Consider the following 20347-nt stretch of genomic DNA (forward strand, 5'->3'; position numbering starts at 1 on the left):
GAGGCCGTCTATAGAGTTGCCACATGAGCCACGCATCTCCCGTTCCTTCGGCCGCCCCGGAAAACTCCGCACCGGAAGCTACTGCCCCGGAAACCCCTCTCGGGCCACCTGTCGCCAAGCGGGTGCCCACTCGCCGCGAGCATCACGGCGATGTCTTCGTGGACAACTACGAGTGGCTGAGGGACAAGGAATCGGCAGAGGTGGTGGAACACCTCAAGGCTGAAAACGCCTACCAGGAAGCCGTCACTGCGCACCAGGAACCTTTGCGCGAAGCCATATTTGGTGAGATCAAGGGCCGCACTCAGGAGACAGACCTGTCAGTGCCCAGCAGGAAAGACGGCTGGTGGTACTACAGCCGCTCGGTGGAGGGCAAGGAGTACAGCATCCAGTGCCGCGTCCGGGCCAGCAACTCGGGCGACCCCATCGCGGACTGGACTCCCCCGGCAGTGGAGGCCGGAGTGGAGCTCCCGGGCGAGGAAATCCTCCTTGACGGCAACATTGAAGCCGAGGGCAAGCCGTTCTTCAGCGTCGGTGGTGCCGCTGTCACCGTGGACGGAAATCTCTACGCGTATGCCGTGGACAACGCCGGCGATGAACGCTTCACCCTCCGGATCAAGGATCTCCGCACCGGTGAGCTCCTTCCTGACGTCATCGAGAACATCTTTTACGGAGTGGCTTTCTCCCCCGACGGCACCCGCCTGTTCTACACAGTGGTGGACGACGCCTGGCGTCCGTACCAGGTCAAAGCGCACGTCCTGGGTACTCCGGTCGCCGAGGACGAGGTGCTTTACCAGGAGGACGACGTCGCCATGTGGCTCGGTTTCGACCTCGCCTCCGACCGTCGCCACCTGGTGCTCAGCATTGGCTGCTCCGAGTTCAGCGAAACAAGGCTGCTCCGCTTCGATGACTACGAGGCCGGCCTCAGCACTGTCATCTCCCGTGACGAACATATTCTTTACGAGGCAGAGCCATTCCTGCTCGATGGCCGCGAGACCCTCCTGGTAACCCACGACAAGGACGCCATCAACTCCATGGTGAGCCTGGTGGACCCTGCTGAGCTCGACAAGCCACTTGAGCAGCAGGACTGGCGGACCGTCGTCGAGCATTCCGAGCAGGTGCGCGTCAACGGCGCGGGCGTAACGTCCACGCACCTGGTGCTGTCCATCCGCAAGGACACCATCGAACGGGTGCAGGTGCTGCCGCTTGCAGGGCTCGGTACGCCGGCGCAGGGCGACCCCGTGGAGCCTGCTTTCGATGAGGAGCTGTACACCGCGGGCGTTTCCGGCTCGGACTACGAAGCCCCCGTAATTCGCATGGGCTACACCTCCTACTTCACGCCCTCGCGTGTGTACGACTTCGTCCTGCCCACGCCCGGGTTGCCCGCCGGTCAATTGCAGCTCCGCAAGGAAAGCCCGGTCCTCGGTGGTTATGCGTCCACCGATTACGTCGCCACCCGCGAATGGGCAACGGCCGACGACGGCATCCGGGTCCCGCTCTCGGTGCTGCGTCACGCTTCGGTTCCGCAGGACGGCACGGCCGCCGGACTGGTGTACGGCTACGGATCCTATGAGATGAGCATGGATCCTGGCTTCGGCGTGGCCCGCTTGTCACTCCTGGATCGCGGCATCGTCATGGTCATCGCCCACATCCGCGGCGGCGGCGAGCTGGGACGCCTCTGGTATGAGGACGGCAAGAAGCTCAGCAAGAAGAACACGTTCACCGACTTCATCGCCGCGACTGATTGGCTTGCCGGGTCAGGCTGGGTTGACCGCTCACGCATAGCAGCCATGGGCGGCTCGGCCGGCGGCCTCCTCATGGGCGCCATCGCCAATATGGCCCCCGAAAAGTACGCAGCGGTAGTGGCCCAGGTGCCCTTCGTGGACGCCCTGACCACCATCCTCGACCCCGAGCTTCCGCTGTCCGCCCTGGAATGGGAGGAATGGGGTAACCCGATCACGGACCCCGAGGCCTACGCCTATATGAAGTCCTACACTCCCTACGAGAATGTGGGGGCCGTTGCCTATCCCAAGATCGCTGCCGTGACGTCCTTCAATGACACCCGGGTGCTTTACGTCGAACCAGCGAAGTGGGTGCAGGCACTGCGTCATGCTTCCACCGGGTCCGAGCCCATCGTCTTGAAGATCGAGATGGACGGCGGCCACGGCGGAGCATCCGGCCGGTACGTGCAGTGGCGCGAACGGGCATGGGACTACGCGTTCGTCGCGGATTCCGTAGGCGCCACGGAGCTTCTCCCCGGGGCCGGACTCAAGTAGGGGGCCTTCATCGTTGGCGGGCCCGCAGCAGCGCGAAGTAGCCCGGGATCACATCGGGGTCGGACGGGTTGCTGAGGGGCCGCGTTTCGATGTTCGCTGAGCCTTCCTCCACCAGGTTCCAGTCCGCCGCCGGGAAGGCTTTTGCGCGCTGCTTGGCGCCAAAGCGACCGGGCATCGGCAGCCCGCGAATCGCCCACTCGAGCGGTCCGGGGATCGATTTCCGTGTGGCTCCGAGGTGGCTCACATAGTCCACCGGAGTCCCCGGAAAATTGGTCTCGGCAAGGAAAACCCCGCCCCGGGTCCCGACGACGGGCAGCAGGTTCGCTGCAAGGGCGGCACGGCCGTCGCTGTCCAACACGTGCAGGACACCGCGGATGAACACATTCGCATCGCCGGACCAGCCTGCCTTGGACAGGGCCGCCGCCACAGTAGCCGCAGCGTCCGGTGCCGTCATGTCGCAGACCGCGAACGACGCCGTCGTGATGTCCTTCGATTCCTGCCGTGCGCGCTCAACGGCGTTCGCGGAGTAATCAAGTCCAACAGCGATGGGAAAGTGGCGGGCAAGGAGACGGGTGAAACTGCCGTTGCCGCACCCAACGTCCACAACAGGCAGGTTCTGGTCCAACTGTGTCACTTTGGGCAGGTAGGCGTTGAGTTCGTGGTCGCTGCCCGAGTCCCACAGGACGTCACCGGTGGCACCTGTGGAGCGGATATCCCCCCAGTACCGGTCCCACGCCGTCAGCGGGTCCTTGGGGGCACCGGACGAGAGCCTGATGAGGCGTGGAATGAGCAGGTACTTTCTTAGGGCCGAGAACATCTTTCAAATATAGGTGGCGCTAAGCCTCCACCAGCCACTCCAAGGCCTCTGTTTCGGAGGTAAAGAACTTTGTGGGGCACGGAGGCTTCATGATGCCGAGAAAGAAATTGGCGATCACCCTGTCCACCGGAGACGCACCCCAGAGAGCGATGCGGTTGGCTTGGCAAGGCTTGGCGAACACCGATCTGGCGCCGCGGCTGACGTCGTCCGTTGTCGCCATGTCCACAATCATGGGATGGTGGTCTTCGCCACACAACTCATTGACCCGGTCCATGGCCCGCTGGGCATCCGATTCCTGGATCCTGGCGCCGCGGGGCCAGGTGAGGCGCAGGATTCCCTGCTCTTCGAGTTCAAGTTTGAACGACACCTGCTGGTGGTCTTTCGATGTTGCGTGTTGATCCACTGTGCTCCTCTTGCGGTCCGGCGCCCGTGCCGGAACTGACATGGTCACCCCGGTTTGGCTTCCTCAAGGCTGACGAATCCCGTGGTCAATGTAAAGAGTGTCTTCCACGACTCATCCGGAGCATTTCACGCCGGGAAGCCGCGAGCCCCAATGCCGCTGGTAGGGTGTTGCCAAATCGGGAAATACCGTGGGAAGAACGTTGGAACGGAAGGGGCTCCGTGGGCGAGACCGTTGCCGATGTACAGGATTCTCCGTCCGCCTTGGTGGCGGATACGGATGGGGACCGACTGGCTGCCTCCCAGGCTGCGCTCGCCACAGCCGGCTTCGAGGTAATTACTGCTTCGGACAGCGCCGCCGTGTCCCTCGAGCTCCAACGCCATAGCCCCTCCGTGATCGTGGCCGGGAGCGGTTTGGTCCGGGGCCTGCGCAATCCGGGGATACCGGTGCTGCTGCTCCTGGACGCCAACGAATCGTTGGACGTCGCTAACCTCGAGTCCCTGCGGATGGCGGACTACGTCCTGGCACCGGTGCGGGGTGGGGAACTGGTACACCGCGTCAGGACCCTGATCAGCCGGTCGCGGGAACGCGAACGCTCCCGCGGGGAGATCGAGGCGCTCCGCGAGAGCCTCCGGAACGTGTCATCGGCGATACGGGAAACCAACGATCCGCAACTGATCGCCGACCACGTGGTCCAGGGCTTTGGCAAGGCCTTGGGTGTGGACCACGTCTGGTTCGCAACGTTCCGGGACGAACGCGTCCCCAACATCCGCGCACAATGGAACGATCCGGGTGTGTCCCCCCTTCCCACGAGGCTTGGAGACAGCGAAGAAACCATCGCCGAAGCAGCCAACAAGCTGTGGGCCGAAGCGGACGTCCTTGCGGTCTCGGACCACAGGAAAGATCCCGAATCAGCAATCGCCGGGGCCTTGCGGGAATGGTCCGGGGAGCTGCACCCGATCTCCACCGTGCTTCTGCCTGTTGGCGAAGGCGCAACAGCCCTGGGAATCATCCTGCTGTGCACAGTGCAGGAGGAACACGACTGGACCCGTCCAGAGATCGCGCTGATGCAGCACGTGGCCGGGAACGTGGCACATGGCCTCATCCAAGGCCACCTCATCAGTGCCCAGCAGCGCGTGCTGCACCAGCTCCGGCAACTGGACAAAGCCAAAACAGATTTCCTGGCCACGGTGAACCATGAGCTGCGGACACCGTTGACCTCCATCACCGCGTATCTGGACATGATCCAGGACGGTTCCGGCGGCCCGGTTCCGGAAGGCATTTCCAAGATGCTGGGCGTCATTGGCCGGAACTCTGAGCGCCTCCGCCGGCTTATCGAGGACATGCTGACCGTGTCCATGCAGGACGGCAGCAACCTGGACCTCAAGCCTGTGGACATCGCCAAGCTGCTCCAAGTTGTGGTGGCAACGCTGCGGCCGCTTGCCGAGTCCCGGCATGTTTCCCTCTCATTCACTGAGGCAGGGGAAGACATTGAAGTGACGGCCGACGAAGCAAAGCTGGAGCAGGTCTTCACGAACATCGTTGCCAACGCCATCAAGTTCACCCCCGAGGGCGGCCGGGTGGGCATCACCAGCTCGGTATCGGCCTCCGATAACGGCGCGAGGGCGGCCACTGTGCGGATCGCCGACACCGGCCTGGGCATCCCCGAGCACGACCTCCCGCACATCTTCACGCGCTTCTACCGGGCGTCCAACGCAACGTCCGCCGCAGTCCCTGGCAGCGGCCTGGGACTGGCCATTGCCCACGACATCATCAGCCGCCACATGGGCCGGCTCCTGTTGGATTCGACGCTGGGCTCCGGAACGACGGTGTCCGTGGAGCTGCCCGTTGGAGGGCCTTAATCTGTATGACATCGCTGTCATGCGGGCCTGCGGAGATTTGTCCCGCCGTCACTAATGCTCGACATCCGGCGAAACAAAACTGATGCCCCGGGCAGCGGCCCAGGGCATCAATTTATGTCATATGGCCTTGAGAGGCGCTCCCCCAATGTTTAGTTTGGCCACCAACCGATGCTGGTGGTGTTCGTCTTGGTGCTGGTGACGCTGTTGGGCCACCATCCGATCGCCGAGCTGTCCTGCGAAGAGTCGGCATTGGCTGGAGCAGCGAATCCCGTTACTGCCAGAACCGCCGCCATGAGCAGGGTTGCCGCAAATTTTTTCATCCGCTATGCCCTTTCGTACTGATGCGAATTTGTCGTGTGTGACTTGAATAAAGTCACGGGGCAAACTATACGAGCTTTTCGCCTGTAATGACATGGATAATGGGCTTATGCAAAGTCCGCAGCTCGCCGTCCACGTCGTAGCCGGGCTTTCAGCGCGCAACAAATGGAAGGAACGGGACTTCGACGAAGCCGCTCGCCTGGCGGGTGAAGCCGCGACCTTGGCCACGGCGGCCGGCGACGAAGAAGCATGGTGGAACATGCGCTACCTGCAGGCCGAGTGCCTCCGCGACCAAGGCCGCATCCAGGAATTCCTTGCCCTGGCTTCCGAACTCAACGACCACCCCCTCACTGCCACTTCCGCAGAGCTTGGCGCGAAGGCCGGGACCATGGTTGCCGTCGCCCTCCAAGGGCTGGGCCGGTTGGCGGCGGCGGCCACCATGGCCGCTGATGCAGCGAAACTTGCCGCCCGGGACAACGACCTGCTCTACGTCCAGATCCTTGCCCAACGCGCCCTGATCGCTGCCTTGGCCGAAAGCCGCCTGCTTGACGACGCCTGGCGGGAGTGTTTGGCCATGGAAACCCTGCTGACGGAAGATGTGGACGAGGACACCGCGGGCAAGGGCTACTGGGTGATAGGCAACGTTGCCTTCCTTGCGGATCGCGTCAGCGACGGCGGCCGCTACCACGACCTTGCGGCTGAGCTGCTGTCGCCGTCAAAGGATGTTGACCTCTGGGCACGCTTCAACAGGGCATCTGCCGAAATGCGACTCCAAGCGAAACTCAGCGACGCCGCTACCCTCCGCTGCATTGAGAGGGCCGAGCTCGCCACTGACATTGTGGGTGGCTCGGAAAGGGACCACTTGGAAATGTCCCTGGTCCGGGCCCACTGGCATTTCCTGGGCGGGGACATGCAGGAGGCCGCAGCCATCCTTGAACCGCTATGCGCCCGGTCTTCCATTCTGGCCACCCAAACGTCAGCGGAAGCGCACTTCCTCCTTGCGCGGGCGCTGCTCGAATTGGGCCGGCGGGATGAAGCGCTTGCTAACTTTGACGAAGCAGCCACACTGTTCGACCGCGCCGCCTTGCCCGAACGGAGTGCTGCCGTCCGCGAACATCTGCGGCATGACGATGAGCAACGAGGCCAGCCGCACGAGGGGTGAGCATGTCCGAAGGAAATTTCTCCACCGAGGATCCTCGCCTGGGATTGCTGCTGGACGGTATCGTGCGGTTGGCAGCTGGAGACCTGAACACCAGGATCGAGGTCTCCGACGCCCGCGATGAGATCGATGCCGTGATCATGGGCACCAACCTACTGGCGGAGGACCTCCAGATCATCTACGAAGAACTGGAGCAGCGGGTCAACGCCCGGACGCAACAGCTCAACGAAGCACACCTGGCGATGCGCCACATGGCCATGACCGATCCCCTGACGGGCCTGAATAACCGTTCAGCCTTTGCCAACGCACTGGCCGAGGCCCAGGCGGCCGGACAGAAGGGCAGCAAGCGGCCAGCCATCCTCCTCCTGGACATGGACGGGTTCAAGTCGATCAACGACACTTTGGGACACACCATCGGGGACAAAGTCCTCGAAACTGTAGCCGCCAGGATCAGCGGGGCGGTCCGCGAGCAGGACATGGTGGCCCGTATGGGCGGCGACGAATTTGCCGTCATGCTTCCGGACGTCACCCCTGCCGAAGCGGCGTCAATCGGCAACCGCATCCTCGCGTCCGTTGTGGGGGCCATGGAAATCGAAGGCCAGCATCTGCGCTGTGGGGCCAGCATGGGCCTGCGGATGGCTGACCCTGGCCACGGCGCCGAAGAGCTGATGATGGAAGCGGACATTGCCATGTACGAGTCCAAGGCGGACGGACGCGGCAAGCTCAAGGTCTATGAACCGGCCATGCTTCATGCCCGGCAAATGCGGAACCAGCTGGTGGGCGAACTCAAAGAGGCCATCGCGGGTTCGCAACTGGTGCTCTACTACCAGCCGATCATCCGTTTGGACACCCGGGAAATCGAAGGTGTGGAAGCTTTGGTCCGCTGGAATCACCCCACCCGCGGTTTGATCATGCCGGACGAGTTCATTCCGATTGCCGAGGAAACGGGCATGATCTCCGATTTGGGCGGTTGGGTGCTCCGCACCGCCGTCGAGCAGTTAAAGCAGTGGCGCAGCGACCCCTTGACGTCGGGCCATGACTTCAGCATGCGCATCAACGTTTCCGCCGCCGACCTGCAGCGGCTCGAGTTTATCGAGGATGTCAGGGAAGCACTGGCGTCCGCGAACTTGGACCCATCGCTGCTGGTCCTGGAACTGACCGAGAGCGCCGTCATCCTGGGCAACGACCTGGACCGCTACACGCTCAACAGCCTGCGACGCCTGGGCGTTGGTCTGGAGATCGATGACTTCGGCACTGGTTACTCGTCCATCAGCTATCTGCGCCGGCTGCCCGTCGACACCGTCAAAGTGGACCGGACCCTGCTCTCCGCCTTGGGCAGCGACCCCTCGCAACCGGCCCTGCTCGCTGCCGTCCTGCAACTCATCCGTGCCTGTGGGCTGAACGCGGTGTGGGAAGGCATCGAGACAGCCGAGCAGGCCCAGTACCTCCTGGGCATCGGATGCACCAGCGGCCAGGGTTACTACTTCAGCCGGCCGTTGCCCGGGGAGCAGCTGACGGAGCAGCTGAAGCACCACAAGACGTGGCCCGTCACCGCTGACTAAACGCCCGACGTCGGCGCTTCACCGCCCGCTGTAACCTGGCGCTTCCGGTCCCGCCACTCGGTGTCCAGGATCGCGTAGATCTGCTCGGTGGCCCATTGGCCCTTGTAGTGCCAGTTGTCCACCAGGGTCGCTTCGAGCCGCATGCCCAGGCGTTTGCAGATAGCCGCGGAACCGGTGTTGAGCGCATCCAGCTTGGCGTCGAGGCGATGGAAGGACAACTGCTCGAAGGCCAGTTCCATGACGGCTTGGGCGGCTTCTGTAGCGATTCCCTGGCCGCGGGCTTCCGGGTGCAGGATCCAGCCCAGCTCACCCTGTCCGGTGCCCTCAAGCCATTTCAGCACTACCTCGCCCATCAGTCCGGGCTGGTCTTTGCGCTCAATGGCCAGGCAAATCCAGTCACCTTCCTGAGTGAACTCGAAGTTTGCATAGCGACCCAAGACCTCCATAGCCCGTGTTTTGGACAACTCGCTGCGCAGAAGGAAGCGTGCCGTCCCGGGAAGGGACTGATAGCCGTGGAAGCGCTCAAGGTCCTCGGCCTCGAAGCGGCGCAGAATGAGTCGGTCGGTGACGATGGGGAGCTCAATATCGGGCATGAACATGAGGCTACTAGTCGCGGGCGAATAGTGGTCCAGTCTTGACACTCGGCGCGATCTGGGATTACCTAATGAACATTCGGTAAATAAAGCTGGAGGCAATGACGCATGGTTGAAACAACCCTCTCCGGTGCATCGCACCACATCCTGACGAACGACTACGCGTCCGAGTGGATGGGCATCGAGGTGCTCAAGGTCGACGACGGCCACGCCACCATCCGCATGCACCTCCGCCAGGAAATGCTCAACGGCTTCGGCATGGCCCACGGCGGAATGATCTTCGCCTTCGGCGACACAGCCTTCGCACTGGCCTGCAACCCGGCCAACCCCACGCCCGAGGAAGCCGCCACCATCACGGTGGCATCCGGCGTCGACATCAACTTCATCAAGCCGGCGTTCCAAGGCCAGGTGATCACCGCCGTCGCAAACCGCCGCGCGAGTACCGGCCGAAGCGGCCTGTACGACATCCAGATCTACGCGGCCGCCCCCTCCGCTGACGCCGAGCCCGGCGCCGCCACCGATTCCGAGCCCGGTGAACTCATTGCAGAGTTCCGTGGCCGCAGCCGCACCATCTCCAAGAAGTAGGAAAACCATGACGCAGAACACCGTGGCAGCACCAGACGTTCCCGCCTCCAAAGCCAGCGCCCCCGTGCTGGACCGTGAAGAAACCATCTCCCGCGACGAACTCGAAGCCCTCCAGCTCACCCGCCTCCAGCACACCGTGGCGTACGCCTACGATCGCGTGCCGCTGTACAAGCGCAAGTTCGACGAAGCCGGAGTGCACCCCTCGGACCTCCGCGAGCTAAGCGACCTGGGCAAGTTCCCCTACACCACCAAGGAAGACCTGCGCCTGGAATACCCCTTCGGGATGTTCGCGGTCCCCCAGGACCAGATCGCACGTATCCACGCCAGCTCCGGTACCACCGGACGCCCCACAGTGGTCGGTTACACCAAAAATGACCTCGCCAACTGGGCAACTTTGGTGGCACGGTCCTTCCGCGCCTCCGGCGTACGCCCGGGCATGAAGGTCCACAACGCCTACGGCTACGGCCTGTTCACCGGCGGCCTGGGCGCACACGCTGGCGCTGAAGCCCTCGGCTGCACGGTCATCCCCATGTCCGGAGGCCAAACCGAACGCCAGATCCAGCTCATCCAGGACTTCAAGCCGGACGCGATCCTCGCCACCCCCACCTACCTGCTGACCATCGCCGACGCCATGGCGCACCAGGGCATCGACCCCACCTCCACCTCGCTCAAGTACGCAGTGTTGGGTGCCGAGCCGTGGACCGAAGAGATGCGGCACGAGCTCGAAGTCACCATGAACATCAAAGCCTCCGACATCTACGGCCTCTCCGAGGTCATGGGCCCCGGCGTCGCAGGCGAAGCCGTCGAAACACAGGACGGCTGCCACATCTGGGAGGACCACTTCCGCCCCGAAATCATCGATCCGTTCGACCACACGCGCGTGCTTGGGGATGGCGAACCGGGCGAGTTGGTATTCACCTCGCTCACCAAGGAAGCCCTGCCGATCATCCGGTACCGCACCAAGGACCTCACCCGCCTCCTCCCCGGCACGGCCCGACCCGCACACCGGCGCATGGGCCGCATCACCGGCCGCAGCGACGACATGATCATCCTCCGTGGCGTGAACCTCTTCCCGTCGCAGATCGAGGAAATCGCCCTGCGCATCCCCGAGCTGAGCCCGCACTTCCAGCTGGAAATCACCCGGCCCGAAGGCAAGCGCATGGACTCGCTCACGGTCCGCATTGAGCGCCGCGAGTCCGTCACCGCCGAGGCCAGTTCGACGGCGGCCCACACCTTGCGCGAGCAGATCAAGATCCACATCGGCTCGTCTTGCGTGGTGGACGTTGTGGAGCCCGGTTCCCTGGAGCGTTCCAACGGCAAGCTGCGCCGCATCTACGACCTGCGTCCCAAGGGCTAATCCGCTTCGTTGGCGGAGATCGTGAGAAAATGCCAGCATGCCTACTGAGACCACCACCAAGCGCGGACGGCCCGGCTACGACCAGCAGTCGGTGCTCCGCATCGCCGTCGACGTCTTCAACCGGCACGGCTACGACGCAACGTCCATGGGCATCCTGGCTGAAAACCTGGGGATTTCGAAGTCCGCCATCTACCACCACGTGCCGTCCAAGGGCGATCTGCTGAAGCTCGCCCTGGACCACGCACTGGGCGGGCTGGAGGCGATCCTTGAGGAGCCTTCTGCCACGTCAGGGCCTGCCGACGCCCGGCTGGAGTTTGTGCTCAGGCAGACCATCGCCGTGCTGGTGGACCGGCTGCCGTTTGTTACTTTGCTGCTGCGACTGCGGGGCAACACGGAGATCGAACGGGACGCTTTGGAACGGCGGCGTGCCTTCGACCACAAAGTGGCTGCCCTGATCTCCGCTGCCCGCGAAGACGGCTCGCTTCGGCAGGACATTGATCCCCGCACTGTGACCAGGCTCTTGTTCGGCACCATCAACTCGATCGTGGAGTGGTACAAGCCCGGCGGCTCGCTGTCCCCGGAGAAGCTCGCGGACGACCTGATCGCCATGGCCTTCGAGGGCCTCCACACGGCCTCCTGACCCTCACTCACATCCCACCCCCTTCCGGCCAACCCTCGCTCACAACCCATCCCTTCCAGCCAACCCTCACTCACATCCCACCCCCTTCCGGCCAACCCTCACTCACGTCCCACCCCCTTCCGGCCAACCCTCACGCACGTCCCACCCCCTTGGTGCCCGACGACGGCGGCTGGCTGCCGTCGTCGTGCACGAGCGTTTGCCCTCAACCCGGCGGAACGTGAGAGAGCGTTGCTTCCCCTCAGCGGTCAGGACGGCCTCCGGCCAACCCTCACTCACGTCCCACCCCCTTGGTACCCGACGACGGCGGCTGGCTGCCGTCGTTGTGCAGGAGCGTTTGCCCTCAACACGGCGGAATGTGAGGGAGCGTTGCTTCTCCACAGCGGCCAGGGCGGGTTCCGGCCAACCCTCACTCACGTCCCACCCCCTTCAAGCGCCCGACGGCGGTAGCCGAGTGACGTCGTCGTGCCCTTCCGCTTAAAAAAGCAAAACGCTTCCGCGCACTAAAGCGTGGAAGCGTTTCTGGTTGGGTGCTGGAGCGTTTGCCCTCAACACGCCGGGATGTGAGGGAGGGTTACTTCTCCACGAGGGTGAGGACGTCGTAAGTGGCTACGATCTCGTCGTTCTGGTTGGTCAGCACGGCATCCCAGGCCACCTCGCCGTATTCGTCGGTCTCGCGAGGGGTGATCTTCTTGGCCGTGAGGGTCACACGGATCGAGTCCCCGGCAGCAACCGGCGTGATGAAGCGCAGGTTCTCCAGCCCGTAGTTGGCCAGGACTGGACCCGGCGCGGGCTCAACGAACAAACCTGCAGCCCAGCTCAGGAGCAGGTAGCCGTGGGCCACGATGCCCGGGAAGAACGGGTTTGCCTCGGCGGCTTCCTGGTTTGTGTGCGCGTAGAAGGTGTCGCCCGTGGAGTTCGCGAAAGCGGTGATGTCTTCCAGCTTGACCTCGCGCAGCTCCGAGCGCACCGCATCTCCAATGCGGAGGGACGCCAACGACTTCCGGAACGGGTGCTCTCCTTCAGTTTCCACAGTGAAGTTGCGCTCAGCTCCCGCGTGCCAAACACCTGTTACGGCCGTCAGCATGTTGGGCGATCCTTGGATGGCGGTGCGCTGCATGTGGTGCAGGACCGAGCGGATGCCACCCAGTTCCTCGCCACCGCCGGCGCGGCCCGGTCCACCGTGAACCAGGTGCGGCACGGGCGAACCGTGGCCTGTGGAAGAGCGCGCGTCTTCGCGGTTGAGCATGTGCACGCGGCCGTGGTGGGCAGCAATTCCCAGCACCAGCTCCTGCGCCACAGCGGGATCGTTGGTGCATACCGATGCCACCAGCGAGCCCGATCCCTTGGCAGCCAGGCGGATCGCATCGGGCAGGTCCGAGTAGCCGATCACCGATGAAACCGGCCCGAAGGCTTCAAGCGAGTGCACTTCCTCAGCTTCCGCGTCGGCCCAGCTCAGGAGGACCGGAGACATGAAAGCGCCGTCTTCCACAACTCCCACGGCGCCCCCAACCGAGGTGACCGACGGCGAATCGAGAGATCCGTACGCGAGTTCCCCACCGGCGTCGAGCATTGACTGAACAGCAGCGCGAACATCGGCGAGCTGATCAAGGGACGCCAGCGCGCCCATGGTGACGCCTTCCGCGCGAGGGTCGCCGACCACTACGCGTTCGTTGATGCGGGCGCCGACGGCGGCAGCGACGTCAGCGGTCAGGGCCTGCGGAACGATGATGCGGCGGATCGCGGTGCACTTCTGACCCGCCTTGACGGTCATCTCGGTAACGACGGCTTTGATGAAAGCGTCAAATTCCGGAGTTCCGGGCACGGCGTCAGGGCCGAGGATGGCAGCGTTGAGCGAGTCGGTTTCGGACGTGAAACGGACGCCGCCCTGAACCACGTTCGGGTGGGACTTGAGCGACTTGGCCGTGGACGCAGAACCCGTGAAAGAGACGAGGTCGCGGTAGTCGAGCTCGTCCAGGAGCGTGCGGGCCGAACCTGAAATCAGCTGGAGCGCACCGGCGGGCAGGATGCCGGATTCGATGATGGCCCGTACAGCAGCCTCAGCCACATACCCGGTGGGAGTCGCAGGCTTGACGATGGTGGGCACACCGGCCAGGAACGACGGCGCGAACTTCTCCAACATGCCCCAGACCGGGAAGTTGAAGGCGTTGATCTGCACGGCCACGCCCGGAATGCGTGTGTAGATGTGCTCGGCCACGAACGAACCGTCCTTGGAGAGCGTCTCCATGGGGCCGTCCACGATCACCTGCGAGTTGGGCAGCTCGCGCCGGCCCTTGGAACCGAACGTGAAGAGGACGCCAATGCCGCCGTCGATGTCGATCATGTTGTCGATCTTGGTGGCGCCGGACTGCAGCGACGAGGCGTACAGTTCCTCGCGGCGGCCGTTTAGGTACAGGGCAAGCTCTTTGAGCTTGAGCGCGCGTTGGTGGAAAGTCAGCTTCCCGAGTTCAGTTTGGCCAGTGGTTCGGCCGAAATGTACGACGGCGGACAGGTCCAGCCCGTCGGTGCTCACGTTGGCCAGGACTTCACCTGTGCTGGCATCGCGGACGGGGACTTTCTTCGCGTCGGGCGCCGGGGTCCACCAGGCATCCTGGACGTAGCTGGGGACGGTTGCAACGGCTGTGGCTTCCGGGGCGACTGCTGTAGTGGTCATCGTCGACGGGTCCTTCCAAGGCACATGAAAGCGGCACGGTCATTGCTGACTGGCGCCAACATTACTGACCGGCCGTTCGGTAATATATACAGGGTACATGAATGCCCGGCAGAGTACAGCAGGAATTTTCTTTCAGCGACGCCTGGGTACGGCGAAGGGCCGGCTCCACTGCTCGCGGAACCGGCCCTCCTTGGTCATGCCTATGCGGCTAGATGGAGCCGAACTTGGTGTTGTAGCGGAACATGAATGCCGCCATCGCATCCCTGTTCACCGGCTGCAACGGACGGAACGACTTGGTGTTTCCCGCCTCAGCCCAGCCTGTGGAAATTCCCTGCGCAGCAAGCCACGTGATCTCCTTGTAAAACTGGGCCGTGGTAGGCAGGTCGACGAAAGGTGAAACCTTGGGTGCCGTGAACTCCGGCTCCCCGGCCAACCGATACATGAACGCCGCCATCGCGTCGCGGTTCACCGGCTGCAAGGGCCTGTATGTCTTCGACTTGTCAGCCTCTTCCCAACCCGTGGAGATGCCCTTGTCCGCGAGCCACGTGATCTCCTTGAAGAACTGCGCACCCACGGGGAGGTCCTTGAACGGCGACACAGCAGGCGCCGTGAAAGCAGGCTTCCCCGACAAGCGGTACATGAACGCAGCCATCGCGTCACGGTTCACCGGGGTCAGAGGCTGATACGTCCTGGACCCATCGCCCGCCTGCCAACCCGTGGAAATACCCTTATCAGCCAACCACTGAATCTCGTCCTGGAACTGCGCGCCCAGCGGAACGTCGTCGAAACCCTGCTTCCCTTCCGTTGCCGTGGCATAACTCAAAGTGCCAATATCGGTGTTCTGCCCGACGACAGTAGAGATCGAACGCGCGTTAGCCGCATTGGTCACATTGCCAGAGAAAATCGGGCCCGACTCCGCACCCTCCTCAGCAGAGACAAAATACAGACCCGTCGTCAGACCCGTAACCTTGAACGTCCCATCAGCCATTGAGTAGTCAAAACGAGTGACCAACGAGCCATCCTTGGTATAAACGTTGATCCGCGCGTTCGCCAAGGGACGGCCTTGGGAGTCCAGTACCTTGCCTGTGAATGTGCCGCCCGCACGTACCGTCGCGTTGATGTTTGATACGGCTTGTCCGGCCTGCGCCGTCACCAATGTGGCGCCCGCAGTACCGCTGGATTCAGGAAGGTCCTTGTACGACTGAGCCTCGTATGAGGAAACGAAGTCAGGGTCGCGGTTGAACTGGATCCTGTATGAACCCGGCAACAGATTCCGAATGGAGTAGGTGGTCTGGGAAGTCTCCATCACCGTCGACGCTGCCACGGTCCCGTCCTGCATGACTGCGGTGATGCTCATGCCCGAGCCGCTCATGGTCGGTCCCGGAGCTGGCTGACCCGAGACGGAACCTGAGACGCTCGCAGCAGCGACCGCGGAATCCGTAACGCCGGTGAGTTGTTGCCCAGCCGCGACCGACACCCAAGGAGACTTGTCGGCAACGGCGAACGCACCGTGCCACATGTTTGCCCATTTCTGGTTGTTGGTGCGGAAATGGAGCTTGTACTTTCCAGCTGGAAGCCCGCCAACGGTATATCTTCCGTCCGCACCGATGAATGCTGTGCTGACAAAGTTGTTCTTGGTGAAGTCAGGACCAGCTTCGACCGTGACCTGTCCGTCATAGGAACTCCCCATGGGAACGGAGACTTGCCCCGAAATCATGGCTGCTGGCTGCATTACTTGGTTGATGCCGGTCACGCCGGCACCCTCGGTAACCGGAACCAAGGTGGCCCCGTCGCGTGAAGCACCCGGGTAGTAGGTGCTCAGTACAGGTGACGGCTGCCCGTAGTGGAAAAAGGAAACCTTGTGACCGCCTGTGCCCAGGCCCCTCACCACATATGTTCCGTCGTTGTTGACGGCACCTGAATTGGTTCCGCCGGGCCCTTCAGCTATAACGGTGACGCCCGCTGGGTTTACGCCGGCGGGGACGGACACCTTCCCTGCTATCGTTCCTCCCATGGTCATCGTCTGGTTGATGCCGGTGATAGCAGAACCCGCGGTCACGGTAACGACAGTCGACTGCTCTCTGTCCCGGTTCCCATAGAAAGTGGGAAGCAACTGCATCGGGGCGGCGGTGTCTACAAATTGCAGATTGTATTGGCCTGCCTCCAGCGCGGGGAGCAGGAACTTCCCCTCAGCATCGGCCCATACGTTCTTTTGGGTGGGCCCGGCCAATGTGGCGACCATGATTTTGGAAGCGTCTACCCCAGCGGGCACCGTGACCGTCCCCGAGATACTTCCCGTGGCTGCGGCAACTGCCGGGGATGCGAATCCGGCAGGAAGGGCTCCGAGGAACAGAGCCGCCAATAGTGTCAGAGCGAGCCGATAGCGGCCGCGCGATTTACCCTTCAAGGGTCCCCCAATATTCTTTTGAGCGTGCGAAGGGCCGCTTCGATTAGCGGCCCTTCGCTGATCATAAGGGGTTGCGCTGGAAGGGTCGATAGTGGGGGCACATGTGACGGCCGGAACGTGAGAGAGCGTCACCCCGAAACGGCCGGAACGTGAGGGAGCGTCCGCCCGAAACGGCCGGAACGTGAGAGAGCGTCACCCCGAAACGGCCGGAACGTGAGAGAGCGTTTAGGCCCGGCCGCCGAGCTTCTTGGCAAGCAGCATGGGCTTCTTCAGGAACTCCCCCACGCTTGTCCGTGTCACCACCGTCTGGTTCAGCGCGTCGAGGCGGTCAAGGATGTGATCCAGCTTGGCTGTGGTCTCATCCAGCCGCCGCTGCTGGGCAACGATGAGTTCCTCTTGCTCGGCAAGGACCCGGGTCAGATAGAGCATGGTGCCAAGGCCGTTTTGGGCGACCCCTTCCCGGAGATGTTCATCCCGTACCAGGGCATCGTAGCGGGCATGCTCCGCTGCTTTGGCGAAAATGCTGTTCCCATCATGGCCCGCGGACTCGGGGCGCTGTGACCAGAAGGCGAGGGGTTCGCCGTCGAGGAATCCCACCCGCGAGTGGCTCAGGACGCGCAAGTGGAACTCCCAATCACCCACCACGGGCAGCGCCTCGTTGTAATAGCCCACGGCGTCATGGAGGCTGCGACGGTACAGGAACGAAATCGGGACAGCGCGGTTGATCTTGAGCATGTCCGCGAGCGTTATTTGGCGCATGTTGGCCCAGAAAATCTCACGTCGGATGGGCTCAATCCTGCCGTTCACAAGCTCCTCGATGACGATTTCCGTCCGCACCATAACCCCGCTTTCGGCGGCGTGCGCGGGATCATCGAGGTAGGCCACCGTGCGGGCCAGGAAGTCGGGCGCCCAGAAATCGTCGTCGTCGTGGATCACCACGAACTCCCCGGTGCCCGCTTTCACGCCGGCGTTCGACGCCGCTTCCATGCCCACGGATTCAGCATGGTGAAGGGTGGTAATGCGCGCCCGCTCGTCTTCCGCACGCTGGGAGGTGAGCCGGTCGACGTCGGCCGGGTCGCCGCCGTCGTTGACTATCACCAGCTCGAAGTCCCGGAAAGTCTGGCCAAAGATGTCGTCCAAAGCGCGTGCCAGGAAGGTTGGTCGGTTCTTGGTTCGCGTCACGATGGTGACGCGGGCGCCGGTAGTCATGCGGGTCCATCCAGTTGGGAGATCAGTCAACTCTGCATGGTAGCAGCGTCGGTTGCTGCCAGCTTGGCCCGTACTGTGGCCAGTTCGGATGGGGACACGCCGTTGGCTGCCAGGAAGCCGGGAGCATCGAGCCTCTTAAGGAACGCCCTCAGGCTGGCCCGCCGACGCGTCAACGTCGCTTCGAGTTCGGCCTCCGAGAGGTAGGGGTCGTGCGCATGTGGGGCCCCGTGCGTGCGATGACGCTCGTTGATACCACGGGCCGCGAGCTCATAACCGCTGATGATTTCCTCGTCGGTGTAGCCGGCCAGTCGCTGCAGCATCAGGGCGATCACGCCGCTGCGGTCGCGTCCCGCCGAGCAATGGACCACCACTTTGCCAGGCGATGCCGCGATGGCTTTGAACACTGCTGCAACCTTTTCGGCGAAGAGCTGGAGGTAGTCGGCGTACTGTTCGGGATCCTTGAGGTACGGGCCGAACAGCTCGCTGAAGCGGCTGTGGTCCGGATCTTCCGTGGGGCAATGGACGACGGCGATACGCGCCTTCACGTCCTCGGGCACCTGGGGGTCGGTGTCGCGCGAGGTCCGTTCACGATCGGCGCGCAGGTCAATCACGGTGCGGACGCCGTCGTCGAACATCTGCTGCCAACCTGCTTCGGTGACCCACTCATGGCGGCCCATCCTGTAAACGTCACCGGCGATCCGCCACGCGTTGACAGCTCCGTCCCAGTGCACGCTTTCGTGAGCTGAATCCATAGAGCCAGCTAAGCACATTGGCTCGCCGGAGGTGATGCCCCCCGGCGAGCCCAAGGCTACGGATAGACGGGCTGCGCCGGGACCACCGATGAAAGCAGCGCGGCGGCGTAAGCCTGGTGTCCGGCAGCGTTCGGGTGGAAGTTGGCATCCGGAAGCAGGGTCGACGGAGGCACCGGGGGCGCCAGCACGATCCACGGTTCCGGCGAATTCACTGCGTGACCAAGGAACCGCTGGGTCACATCAACAAAAACCGCCTTGGTCCGGCTGAGTTTGACGGCGTTCGCGATGGCCGTGTTCAGGGCATCAACAGCGGAATTTACCTGGACCTGGTTTTCCACCGGGACCACCGTGACGCCAGGGAGAACCAGGGGGCCTCGGGTCGGATCGAAAAGCCTCGGATATCCCATGACTGCAATGGCTGCCTGCGGTGCGGAAGCCCGGAGCAACGCGTATGTTCCCGCGAGCCCGACAGTAATCGCGGGCAGCTTGGCGCGGATTCCCGCCACAGTGGCGGCACATGTGGCCGTATCGGGGCTGGCGCAGTCGCGCAGGGCGAGCAGGCTCCCGGCGTCGATGGCACCCGCAGTGATGCTCACCAATTCTGCCTTGGCCAGCGCAGATCTGCCGGTCCTGCTGAGAATCTGTTGAACCACCGACGGGGCACCGTTATAGAAAGGGCCGCCCGGAACAAGCAAAGCTCCATGGCACGCCAGATTGGCCAGCAAGGTCACCTGTCCGGTGGCTGCAACCAGATTGACGTAGCCGCCCTTGCTTTGCCAGCACCCCGGCGGGGTCGGCGCGTATAAATCCCCCGCACCCGTTCCGGCCGTGTACGAATCCCCGACTGCTACATAGTCGGGCAGCGGCGGCGCGGCCGCCGTGGCCGGGCTGGCCGTGAAACCCAGACAAAGAGCCAGAATGGCGAGACCGCCCGCAAAAGCCGGGCGCCGCCGTCGTGCTTGATGAGTTGCCATGGTGAATCCCCTTTTTTTACCGCTCGTTGGGGCTCCGGTTCCGCATGCGCGGAAGTCACGGCTCGCCCACCAGTCGGCCGCGCACCGGGGCAATGTGTTGGCTAGATTACGCCTGCGACTGCGGAGGGAAAAGACCTTGCGTGCGCATAGTGCCGAAAGCTCACCCCTCGGCGCGGTACTTGGCCAAGCGGAACTCCAGACCATTCCGCACAGCGGGCCATTCGTGCTCCAGGATGGAGAACACCACGGTGTCGCGGAGCGCTCCATCGGCGCTGCGCGAGTGGTTCCGGAGCACGCCGTCCTGCTTTGCGCCGAGCCGGGCGATCGCCTCGCGGGATTGCTGGTTCAGCCAGTGCGTGCGGAATTCCACGGCCGGGCACCCAAGTGATTCGAACGCGTGCCGCAGGAGCAGCAGCTTGGAATCCGGATTGGTTCCTGTGCCGTGCGCCGACACCGCGTTCCACGTGGAGCCGATCTCGACACGGGGTGTCACGGCGTCGATGTTCATGTACGTGGTCATGCCGATGAGCCTGCCCGTGGCGTTTGAGCGCGTGGCGAACGGCAGCATGGAACCCTTTGCCTGCAGGTCCAGGCGCCGATCAATCTCGGCGGCCATACCCTCCGGAGCCGGAACCGAGGTGTACCAGAGCTTCCACAGTTCGCCGTCGCGGGCAGCATCCACCAGCCCGTCATGGTGTTCCTGGCCCAGAGGTTCCAGCGTCACGAAGTTTCCGGTCAGGGTGATGGGTTCAATTGAAGTCACCCGGC

The 20347-nt window shown here is 63.3% G+C and carries 17 protein-coding genes; 7 read left to right on the plus strand and 10 right to left on the minus strand.

Annotated features, from left to right (window positions below; all coding sequences use genetic code 11):
• Positions 1–23: 23 nt before the first annotated feature.
• Positions 24–2273, plus strand: coding sequence for a S9 family peptidase (locus tag ABHM97_RS16920; RefSeq protein WP_349471599.1), 2250 nt, complete (start codon positions 24–26; stop codon positions 2271–2273).
• Positions 2274–2280: 7 nt separating this feature from the next.
• Here ABHM97_RS16920 and ABHM97_RS16925 read toward each other — a convergent pair whose 3' ends face one another.
• Together ABHM97_RS16925 and ABHM97_RS16930 are read right to left on the minus strand one after the other, a co-directional pair.
• Positions 2281–3090: a class I SAM-dependent methyltransferase gene (locus ABHM97_RS16925; protein ID WP_349471600.1), complete on the minus strand. Its 810-nt coding sequence runs from the start codon at positions 3088–3090 to the stop codon at positions 2281–2283.
• Positions 3091–3109: 19 nt separating this feature from the next.
• Entirely contained in the window at positions 3110–3493 is a 384-nt protein-coding gene (locus ABHM97_RS16930; protein ID WP_235517315.1) for a DUF7793 family protein, read from the minus strand.
• 218 nt (positions 3494–3711) lie between these two features.
• Here ABHM97_RS16930 and ABHM97_RS16935 point away from each other — a divergent pair, with 218 nt between their 5' ends.
• Positions 3712–5352, plus strand: a complete 1641-nt coding sequence (locus tag ABHM97_RS16935; RefSeq protein WP_349471601.1) for an ATP-binding response regulator — start codon at positions 3712–3714, stop codon at positions 5350–5352.
• Between the two features lie 149 nt (positions 5353–5501).
• Here the strand turns inward: ABHM97_RS16935 and ABHM97_RS16940 are convergent, their stop codons facing one another.
• The gene (locus tag ABHM97_RS16940; protein ID WP_235517317.1) at positions 5502–5672 is read right to left on the minus strand and encodes a hypothetical protein; all 171 of its coding nucleotides are present in this window, start codon (positions 5670–5672) and stop codon (positions 5502–5504) included.
• 107 nt (positions 5673–5779) lie between these two features.
• Between ABHM97_RS16940 and ABHM97_RS16945 the strand changes: the two genes are divergently transcribed.
• Both ABHM97_RS16945 and ABHM97_RS16950 read left to right on the plus strand, forming a co-directional pair.
• The gene (locus ABHM97_RS16945; RefSeq protein WP_235517318.1) at positions 5780–6832 is read left to right on the plus strand and encodes a CDC27 family protein; all 1053 of its coding nucleotides are present in this window, start codon (positions 5780–5782) and stop codon (positions 6830–6832) included.
• Positions 6833–6834: 2 nt separating this feature from the next.
• Positions 6835–8391: a putative bifunctional diguanylate cyclase/phosphodiesterase gene (locus ABHM97_RS16950; RefSeq protein ID WP_349471602.1), complete on the plus strand. Its 1557-nt coding sequence runs from the start codon at positions 6835–6837 to the stop codon at positions 8389–8391.
• Here ABHM97_RS16950 and ABHM97_RS16955 read toward each other — a convergent pair.
• Entirely contained in the window at positions 8388–8984 is a 597-nt protein-coding gene (locus ABHM97_RS16955) for a GNAT family N-acetyltransferase (RefSeq protein ID WP_349471603.1), read from the minus strand. The genes ABHM97_RS16950 and ABHM97_RS16955 overlap by 4 nt on opposite strands.
• A gap of 108 nt (positions 8985–9092) precedes the next feature.
• On the opposite strand from ABHM97_RS16955, the gene ABHM97_RS16960 reads away from it, so the two are divergent.
• From ABHM97_RS16960 to ABHM97_RS16970, 3 genes are read left to right on the plus strand one after another with little or no spacing between them, the layout of a single operon-like run.
• Positions 9093–9569: a hotdog fold thioesterase gene (locus ABHM97_RS16960; protein WP_235517321.1), complete on the plus strand. Its 477-nt coding sequence runs from the start codon at positions 9093–9095 to the stop codon at positions 9567–9569.
• Between the two features lie 7 nt (positions 9570–9576).
• Complete coding sequence (paaK, locus tag ABHM97_RS16965; protein WP_349471604.1) at positions 9577–10926, plus strand: phenylacetate--CoA ligase PaaK; 1350 nt, start codon at positions 9577–9579, stop codon at positions 10924–10926.
• A gap of 37 nt (positions 10927–10963) precedes the next feature.
• Positions 10964–11566, plus strand: coding sequence for a TetR/AcrR family transcriptional regulator (locus ABHM97_RS16970; RefSeq protein ID WP_349471605.1), 603 nt, complete (start codon positions 10964–10966; stop codon positions 11564–11566).
• Positions 11567–12137: 571 nt separating this feature from the next.
• On the opposite strand, the gene paaZ is transcribed toward ABHM97_RS16970, so the two are convergent.
• The 6 genes from paaZ to ABHM97_RS17000 form a co-directional block, all read right to left on the minus strand.
• On the minus strand, positions 12138–14237 hold the full coding sequence (gene paaZ, locus ABHM97_RS16975) for a phenylacetic acid degradation bifunctional protein PaaZ (RefSeq protein ID WP_349471606.1): 2100 nt from the start codon (positions 14235–14237) through the stop codon (positions 12138–12140).
• Between the two features lie 208 nt (positions 14238–14445).
• Positions 14446–16644, minus strand: a complete 2199-nt coding sequence (locus ABHM97_RS16980; protein WP_349471607.1) for an S-layer homology domain-containing protein — start codon at positions 16642–16644, stop codon at positions 14446–14448.
• Positions 16645–16869: 225 nt separating this feature from the next.
• Positions 16870–17883: a glycosyltransferase family 2 protein gene (locus ABHM97_RS16985; RefSeq protein ID WP_349471608.1), complete on the minus strand. Its 1014-nt coding sequence runs from the start codon at positions 17881–17883 to the stop codon at positions 16870–16872.
• The gene (locus ABHM97_RS16990; RefSeq protein WP_349471609.1) at positions 17880–18605 is read right to left on the minus strand and encodes a tyrosine-protein phosphatase; all 726 of its coding nucleotides are present in this window, start codon (positions 18603–18605) and stop codon (positions 17880–17882) included. The genes ABHM97_RS16985 and ABHM97_RS16990 overlap by 4 nt, the downstream gene beginning before the upstream one ends.
• Before the next feature lie 56 nt (positions 18606–18661).
• A complete protein-coding gene (locus ABHM97_RS16995) occupies positions 18662–19579 on the minus strand; it encodes an SGNH/GDSL hydrolase family protein (protein ID WP_349471610.1) in 918 nt (305 codons plus the stop codon).
• Between the two features lie 160 nt (positions 19580–19739).
• The gene (locus tag ABHM97_RS17000; protein WP_349471611.1) at positions 19740–20342 is read right to left on the minus strand and encodes a GNAT family N-acetyltransferase; all 603 of its coding nucleotides are present in this window, start codon (positions 20340–20342) and stop codon (positions 19740–19742) included.
• Positions 20343–20347: the final 5 nt, after the last annotated feature.

Origin of the sequence: Paenarthrobacter sp. CAP02 (assembly GCF_040137855.1) — a bacterium.
Lineage (GTDB): Bacteria > Actinomycetota > Actinomycetes > Actinomycetales > Micrococcaceae > Arthrobacter.

Bases quoted from the DNA above. Each gene is read 5' to 3' on its own strand.
- ABHM97_RS16945 (WP_235517318.1), top strand. From the start codon at position 5,780: ATGCAAAGTCCGCAGCTCGCCGTCCACGTCGTAGCCGGGCTTTCAGCG.
- ABHM97_RS16920 (WP_349471599.1), top strand. From the start codon at position 24: ATGAGCCACGCATCTCCCGTTCCTTCGGCCGCCCCGGAAAACTCCGCA.
- ABHM97_RS16950 (WP_349471602.1), top strand. From the start codon at position 6,835: ATGTCCGAAGGAAATTTCTCCACCGAGGATCCTCGCCTGGGATTGCTG.
- ABHM97_RS16925 (WP_349471600.1), bottom strand. From the start codon at position 3,090: ATGTTCTCGGCCCTAAGAAAGTACCTGCTCATTCCACGCCTCATCAGG.
- ABHM97_RS16995 (WP_349471610.1), bottom strand. From the start codon at position 19,579: ATGGCAACTCATCAAGCACGACGGCGGCGCCCGGCTTTTGCGGGCGGT.
- ABHM97_RS16940 (WP_235517317.1), bottom strand. From the start codon at position 5,672: ATGAAAAAATTTGCGGCAACCCTGCTCATGGCGGCGGTTCTGGCAGTA.
- ABHM97_RS16955 (WP_349471603.1), bottom strand. From the start codon at position 8,984: ATGCCCGATATTGAGCTCCCCATCGTCACCGACCGACTCATTCTGCGC.
- paaK (WP_349471604.1), top strand. From the start codon at position 9,577: ATGACGCAGAACACCGTGGCAGCACCAGACGTTCCCGCCTCCAAAGCC.
- ABHM97_RS16970 (WP_349471605.1), top strand. From the start codon at position 10,964: ATGCCTACTGAGACCACCACCAAGCGCGGACGGCCCGGCTACGACCAG.
- ABHM97_RS16990 (WP_349471609.1), bottom strand. From the start codon at position 18,605: ATGGATTCAGCTCACGAAAGCGTGCACTGGGACGGAGCTGTCAACGCG.
- ABHM97_RS16960 (WP_235517321.1), top strand. From the start codon at position 9,093: ATGGTTGAAACAACCCTCTCCGGTGCATCGCACCACATCCTGACGAAC.
- paaZ (WP_349471606.1), bottom strand. From the start codon at position 14,237: ATGACCACTACAGCAGTCGCCCCGGAAGCCACAGCCGTTGCAACCGTC.